General features: G+C 35.1%; 2 protein-coding genes. Both read right to left on the bottom strand.

The annotated features are described in order from the left end of the window. Window positions 1-1,476, bottom strand: a 1,476-nt coding sequence (locus tag AC3E6G_RS09405) for an Ig-like domain-containing protein (RefSeq protein WP_490700858.1), incomplete at its 3' end; no start/stop codon positions are given. 452 nt (window positions 1,477-1,928) lie between these two features. Next, on the bottom strand, window positions 1,929-2,290 hold a 362-nt coding region (locus tag AC3E6G_RS09400; protein ID WP_490700857.1), incomplete at its 5' end, for an LPXTG cell wall anchor domain-containing protein.

The raw sequence follows: 2,290 nt of genomic DNA, 5'->3' as shown, positions 1-2,290 counted from the left end.
GGTAGTTGAAGTTGTAGTCGGCTCTTCAGTTGTTGTGGTAGTTGAAGTTGTAGTCGGCTCTTCGGTTGTTGTGGTAGTTGAAGTTGTAGTCGGCTCTTCGGTTGTTGTGGTAGTTGAAGTTGTAGTCGGCTCTTCAGTAGTCGTAGTTGTAGTGGTTGTGGTGGTTGTAGTTGTTGTAGTAGTTTCTTCCTTCGGATTCACAATCGTTTTGGTTACCGAATGATCTGCTCCAAAATCTTCTACATTAACCACAGTATCGGCTTCTTTGATGATATGACCTGAAGGGGCTTCAATTTCAGTTAAGATATATTTATCTTTTAACAGTTTACCAACGGCAATATTACCATTTTCGTCTGATTCAAACTCACCGATAACTTGATTATTAGCTTGACGAACAACTCTAAATTTAGCACCTTTAAGTGGTTGGTTAGCATCATCGACTTTATGAATATTGATTGAGTAAACATAACCAAGACCAGCACCACCAGGAATTTGAACGGCAGCAGCATTCGTTACATTTTTGGTTTCAATACCTAGACCTTTAAGAGTTGCTTCATTTCTCAAGACCTCTCCGTCGGCAGGATCATAATTTAAACGAACATTATAAGCAATACGATATTGGTCATTTTCAGTAACATCACCTAAATCGATAACAAATGATTGACCATCTTCGCTAATTGTAATCTTATGTTGGTCTGTTACATCAACTCTATCAGAGAATACCCATTCACCAGCATCATAAGAGAATTTACCTTTAATAATTTTAATGCTATCTTTTTCGTAAGAAGCATTCGTAAATTGTAAGTGATCTTCGAGTGTGGCATTCTTAATATTTTGCTTTGTACGATTGACAGAAATCGTGTATTGAATTTCCCTTTGGTCCCCTGCGTTTACCCAACTAGTCTTTGTTAAAAGTCTAGGATTTCCGTCGCCAACACCAGTAAATGAAACTTTACCAGCAATTTTTGTTTCCTTATTAACGGTGATTTCTATTGGAACCTCACCTTTTTGAGGGTGTTTTTTGAAATCGATACGAGCGTAAAAGAAGAATGATCCGCTTGTATCTGAGTGTTTTTCAACATAATCCGTATAGGTAATTGTAATGGATTTATTATCTGGGTTTACTTTAGCATTTGCGATAACTTCATTCGTATTTAAATCTTTAATTGGAAACGAACTTGAAGTAATCATCAAAGCATCTGGAACAGTAACTACAGTTGAATCTCCTGCTTTAACATTTTTTCCAGACAAATCAAAATCAGCGTTGATTCGGAAGGTTGCCCACTGTTGTAAGTCCCAGTCGAGAACTCCGCCTTCGTTATTTGATACTTTAACATTTTGGATTGTATCAACAAATTTTCCAGACACTGAAACCTCAGGAGTTTCAGCAAAAGTTTTATTCAAACTAAATACGAAAATAGTTGTCAATACAAAGATCAAAAATGAGAAAATACTAAACTTTTTCTTTTTGTCCATTTTTACTTTCCTTTTTCATAAAATTGGGCGTTTTATAAAAAATCGTTTATTTACACTTTTATTAAGGAAGAGTGTAAATAAAATAATCGTTTATAAGACACACAGCTACTACATAACTTTGTAGGAAATATTGTTTAATATGCAAGCTCCTGTTGGGATTTGAAATCAAATATATTTTCTACAAAGTGAATTATATCACAAATAAAACAATGTATCAACCCAAAATATGTTTGTATATTATAAAATCATATCAAAATATAGCATAAATTGATGAGGTGAGCTATATATCCAATTTTAATAGAGATGCATATATTAGAGTGGAGCAAATAATTTTGAAGTTTATTTTAAAGAGTTAAGGATTAGAAAAAGGATTTACCTCTAAATTAGAAGTAAATCCTTTTAAAACCTTTTGTCAAACTTTAAGATAAATTAGTAAGTTAAAATACAGACCGCTAGTTATTAGACATTTTACGTTTCATTACAATAGCACCTGATAGGACAAGTACTCCTGAGAATACTAGGCCAGTCGCTACGACTTCACCTGTACTTGGGAGAAGAACTTTGCGTCCACCACCGTTACCATCTCCATTTCCGCCAGGGTTTCCTGGTGTTGTAGTTGTTGTGGTGGTTGTACCACGTTTTCCGCCAGGATTTCCAGTTGTAGTTGTTGTAGTTGTATCTTCACTTACTGTAGTAGTTGTTGTAGTTGCGTCTTCACTTACTGTAGTAGTTGTTGTGGTTTCTTCTTCGCTTGATGAAGTGGTTGTTGTGGTTGTAGGTTCCTCTGTGGTTGTTGTAGTCGTTGTAGTTGTAG

It is taken from the genome of Streptococcus sp. SCPM-O-B-23252 (M501), assembly GCF_058200355.1.
This window is presented reverse-complemented; position numbering and strand designations above follow the sequence as displayed.